Raw genomic sequence first — 4,982 nt, forward strand, 5'->3', positions numbered from 1 at the left:
CAGCCATCTTGATGAGCTTCCTACCTGCTACCCTAGAAATCATTGGGACAATCATTTTGGCGCCAATATTCTTTGGGATGTCATACTTATCTGCAGCTATCTTAGGGGCTATTGTCGCGGCCACATCACCAGCCGTCGTCGTTGCCCGCATGTTAGATTTAATGGGTAAGGGATATGGCAAGAAAAAAGGGGTGCCGCAAATGATTCTAGCGGGCTCTTCTATGGATGATATCTTCGTCATCATCCTATTCACCGCCTTAACAGCCCTTGCTCAAACCGGTGAATTCCATTGGTTAAGCATGCTATCTATGCCAACTTCTATCATATTAGGGATCGCTGGGGGATTATTGGTGGGGTGGCTACTGTCACTAGCCATTGAAAAATATCAATTATCAGGTGGCTATCCAGTCATCTTATCCTTTGGGATGGCCATGTTATTTGATGGGATTGAAAAAGCCATGACAGGACCAATTGGCTTCTCAGCCTTACTTGCTGTGATGGCAATGGGCTTTATGATGCTTCGCGTCAATCCAGTTCAAGCCAAATCTGTTCAAGTAGGTTTTAATAATTTATGGCAAGTCTTTGAAATTATCCTATTCGTGTTAGTTGGTGCCAGCATGTCCATCGAATCCGTCAAAGATTCAGGCCTCATTGCAGTAGTGTTAATTGTCTTGTTGTTGGTATTTAGAGGACTTGGTGTACTTTTATCTGTTTTAGGCACTCAATTAAACAAAGAGGAAAAAGCATTCGCCATCTTTGCCTACCTTCCAAAAGCCACAGTACAAGCAGCCATAGGGGCGGTGCCCTTAGCGATGGGCTTGCCGAATGGTCAAATCATTTTAACCATCTCGGTCGTTGCCATCTTAGTCACCGCACCGCTTGGCGCTGTCTTAATCGACCAAACCCATAATCGCCTATTGCGTGATGATCGATAAATAAGGATATAAAAACAAATAAAAGCTGGCTCTCAAAAAAATGAGGGCCAGCTTTTTTTTACGGAAAATTTATTTATTTTAGAATGACTCCGCTGCCACCCAAATCCTCCGGCAAGAAAGCCGGCATGACCAGCAAATTTTCCTTTGGTAGGGGGACATTACCCGGTTAAAAGTGGACGCCATCATCAACGCCGCGATTTCGTTTCATTTCCGATTTTTTTAGAAGAAGAATATAAATCTAGAACAGATAGAACAAAACATCTTTCAAAGACTTTACGTCCTATAAAAGACGATTATGACTTTATTATTATTGATACACCGCCTACAATTTCCTTATATACAGATAATGCTTTAATGGCTAGTGATCAGGTAGTAATTGTAATGCAAACTCAAGAACGGAGTTTAGATGGAGCTCTAGGTTATGTAATTTATTTAAATCAGCTAATCGAAAGTTATGATGCTGATTACGATGTATTAGGTATTTTGCCTGTTTTATTAAAAAACACATCTAAAGTAGATCAAAATATATTAAATAGAGCTACCGAGGAATTCGGAGAAAATAATATGTTTGAAAATGTTATTAAAAATATGGAGCGTTTAAAAAGATATGATGTAATGGGCATTGGTGACCCTAATTTAACCACGGATCATGATAGACACGATAAAGATGTATTTAAAATATATGAAAATATAACAAACGAATTGCTAGAACGTTTAGAAAGCAAATAGGGGGGATATTGTGGCTGAAAACAGAAATTTGTTGAGTTCAAAAAAGATAAAAATAAGGATTTGTTAAGTTCAAAGCGTATAGAAACTCCACATCCAACAGCTCCTTATCAAGCTAAAAATTCCAAAAATAATGCTAATAATAAAACAACTACTGCACGAATTAGTTACAATGTATTGAATCGAGCCAATGCCTTGATTACAATGGGACATTTCAGCAGTTTTAGTGATCTAGTTGATAGGTTGTTAACTGATTATGAAGATGATTACTTAAATGACGATGAAAACGTGAACAAGAAGTAATGATTCAAACCTACGAATTGCAACAGAAGTATTCTACTAAGAAAAAAATAAATAATTAAAACGAAGATATATTGAAGGTTTAGTATTCGACTGTAGAGCCCCCTAAAGTTAGAGCAAAAAAAAAACTAGTCATACTTTACCATTTTATTTGTTTCAAATAATGTTTGAAGCAAATACCTATGAAAAACTTGTTTCAAATTGCCATTCTAAAGGACGCCTTGCTGACGCAAGCCATTAAAAAAGGGGCAAAGCCCCTTAAACCCATTATTTTCAAGAAAAAGGGGAATTGTCGTATGAGAATATTTGAAAATCTAAGTAATTTCGCGTAAATTTCTGCATTTGCTAGCATGCTAACGCATGGTCAAGGGTTAACACCCTTAGCAAAGCCCTGAAATACGCTCAGAAGAAAATTAAAGGGTATAGGTAACGTGTTTTGCTTATTTAGCTATGATTTTATCTAATATGATTTAAATCACACTAACTGCCTTTTAAATCGAAATTTTAGGGGGTTATAGGCGTTTTAAAAATATTATAGGGTATTTATATACGAACGTATCTAAAACGCCTTAAATCCTATTTATTTTCGAAATTTAGCTATGTTATACTGCTGAAGTCGACTCATCGCAAAAAATTGCGAGAAGGTGTTAAAGTGTTTATTCTTCAGGAGCTCTTACTTACTGTTACGGCTGGTGTGATTGTTCATCTCATCAGTAAATGACTAGACAGTAAGGACAAATAGTCGACTAGCCTTGCGTGTTAATATATAACACAAAAAAAACCAGTAGTGCCTGCTACTGGTTTTTTCTAGTGTTTGTGTCTATTCTTCTTCATAACTAGTATATCAAAGGTAATAGTTGACTTCAAAAGTATTAAGTTTTTTTTATAGATTTATCCAGATTATTATTCACGACTTTTTGTATTACATTAATATATTTAATAATATCGCAAATATAATAGAAATTATAAAAGTTAAAGGAATAACTTTTCCTATTAACTTACTTGAAGATATAGTACCAAAGCCTTTGTTTACTAAGTAATAAGATGAAAAGCTAGCAATTGTTATAACAGCAAAAAATAATCCTATAAAGATAATATCTGTATTTTTAATAAAAACATGGGATATTAAATAAATTAAAGTAGGAATATATATATAACTGAGATATCTAAAAAAAGAAGTTTGTGTATTTCCTTTTATCATAATATACCTCCTCCTTTAGTAATTAAGGGCAAGCAACTCCACAGGAATCCATGCAGCTCCTACCACAGCTCCTGCAATTGTACCTGCGGGACCACCAAATGCAGTCCCAAAAGCGGCACCATACATTGAAGAAAGGGCTACTCCAGAAAGTCCTACTCCCCAATCACATGCGCTTCTAAATCCAGTGGATTTTTCATCAAGTATATCCCAATCCTTCGTTACATGTAGATAAACTCTTTCTCCATTTACGTTTTCTGCAGTAATAGTATAAGTGCCATCTGTTTCAGACGTAATTAAATATACTGTAACGTGATCAGAATTTTCTTCAATAAGTCCATATGATCCATCGGTATGAAAAACTTTTGTATAGATTAACCCTCCGTATTCAAACTTTTCATCTTCAATACTATATCCTTTTTGTATTAAATTTTCTTTGTTATATATATATTCACTATTTTGAGATAAAGAACTTTCAGTATGCTGCTATTGCAGAAACTGTTTCGTTCATAAATATTGCTAAAGCGACAGGCGCTAGTGTTAAAATTGAGGCACCGATAATTAGACTTTTCTTGAAATTCATACTATCTCCTCCTAGTTTTTCTGAATAACTTATCGTCTATATTTTCAACCTAACAAAAAATAAAAGCGATTTCAAAGAATATGTTTTAAGTTAATGCTATGTAACAGCAAGCACAGTCATCGTCATGATAAAATCTAAAATCAAGACAAGAAGAAACTCGTTTTCAACTCGTTTTAAAAATCAAAATCAAGGTGATAAAAATGATTTATAAATTAAGTGAAAAAAATCAAGAAACATTAAAAACTTTAGGTCACATCTGGTTAGAATCTAATATAACAACTCATAATTTTATCAACGAACAATATTGGCTTGATAACTACGATGATGTTATTGAATCCTTCAAAGAAGCTGAAATTATAATATATGCAAAAAACACAAGGATAATAGGGTTTTGTGGTTTGATTGATAACTATATCGCAGGTATGTTCGTCGAAAAGAATGCAAGAAATCAAGGAGCAGGGACAAAGTTAATGCAATACCTGCAAAAAGAAAAAGATAATCTATCTCTCAAAGTATATAAAAAGAACATAAAAGCAGTTAATTTTTACAAAAAGCATAACTTTAAAATAAAAACAGAAAATCAAGATGAAACCCAAAACAAAGAATACATAATGAGCTGGCAAAACTAATTGCTTTATTCCAATTGCTTTACAGGTCTAAAATTCGTCGTCATAATCTAGTTAAATCTCGTAAGGGCGCACTTATACACCACTTTTCAAGTCGTGTTATTTTCTTCGAAAAGCGTGCGCAAAAAAACCCCATCGTCATTTTTGACAGGGGGCTTTTATTATTTATAATTAAGAAGATATTTTTATTTTAAAAAACAAATAAAAATATGAAATAAATATAAAACTAGAAGATAAAAATATTAATTCCATCATTCCTTCTCTATCTTTATTTATTCTTCCGAGTTCTAATGCTGGTTGATAGCTAATAATATTTAGAAAAACATATAAATATAGAATAAACTTCATTACTGAATTTACTGGTAATACACTAATTAAAAAGAAAAACATTCCTATAAAAATAAAACTTATCAACCAAGAAAATATACAAAAGAACCAATCACTTTTAGTCTTTAACGGCTCTAATGATTGTCGTAACCATATCTTTATCAAAATTCACCACGACACTTATAAAGCGACACAGCCCAATCAGCAGCATTCATAACGGGTACAACCTTACTGGTTCTGTTGCAAAGTTTTAAATAAAGAATAAAATTCCTTACGGTATCTATGAT

The 4,982-nt window shown here is 33.6% G+C and carries 5 protein-coding genes; 4 read left to right on the forward strand and 1 reads right to left on the reverse strand.

Annotated elements, in window-relative coordinates:
• The 3 genes from ABS916_RS12755 to ABS916_RS12765 form a co-directional block, all read left to right on the forward strand.
• Positions 1 to 935 (forward strand): cation:proton antiporter domain-containing protein (locus tag ABS916_RS12755; protein WP_350452260.1); only part of this gene is annotated, 935 nt, incomplete at its 5' end.
• A 144-nt stretch (positions 936 to 1,079) separates the two neighbouring features.
• Entirely contained in the window at positions 1,080 to 1,664 is a 585-nt protein-coding gene (locus tag ABS916_RS12760; protein WP_350452261.1) for a ParA family protein, read from the forward strand.
• A gap of 60 nt (positions 1,665 to 1,724) precedes the next feature.
• The gene (locus tag ABS916_RS12765) at positions 1,725 to 1,964 is read left to right on the forward strand and encodes a DUF5388 domain-containing protein (protein WP_350452262.1); all 240 of its coding nucleotides are present in this window, start codon (positions 1,725 to 1,727) and stop codon (positions 1,962 to 1,964) included.
• 919 nt (positions 1,965 to 2,883) lie between these two features.
• On the opposite strand, the gene ABS916_RS12770 is transcribed toward ABS916_RS12765, so the two are convergent.
• Positions 2,884 to 3,162: a hypothetical protein gene (locus tag ABS916_RS12770; protein WP_002345754.1), complete on the reverse strand. Its 279-nt coding sequence runs from the start codon at positions 3,160 to 3,162 to the stop codon at positions 2,884 to 2,886.
• 780 nt (positions 3,163 to 3,942) lie between these two features.
• On the opposite strand from ABS916_RS12770, the gene ABS916_RS12775 reads away from it, so the two are divergent.
• Positions 3,943 to 4,371, forward strand: coding sequence for a GNAT family N-acetyltransferase (locus tag ABS916_RS12775; RefSeq protein ID WP_048729533.1), 429 nt, complete (start codon positions 3,943 to 3,945; stop codon positions 4,369 to 4,371).
• Positions 4,372 to 4,982 lie beyond the last annotated feature (611 nt).

Source organism: Carnobacterium sp. (genome assembly GCF_040274945.1).
Taxonomy (GTDB): domain Bacteria; phylum Bacillota; class Bacilli; order Lactobacillales; family Carnobacteriaceae; genus Carnobacterium_B.

Coding starts and splice junctions, on each gene's coding strand:
- ABS916_RS12770 (WP_002345754.1), bottom strand. CDS start 3,162: ATGATAAAAGGAAATACACAAACTTCTTTTTTTAGATATCTCAGTTAT.
- ABS916_RS12775 (WP_048729533.1), top strand. CDS start 3,943: ATGATTTATAAATTAAGTGAAAAAAATCAAGAAACATTAAAAACTTTA.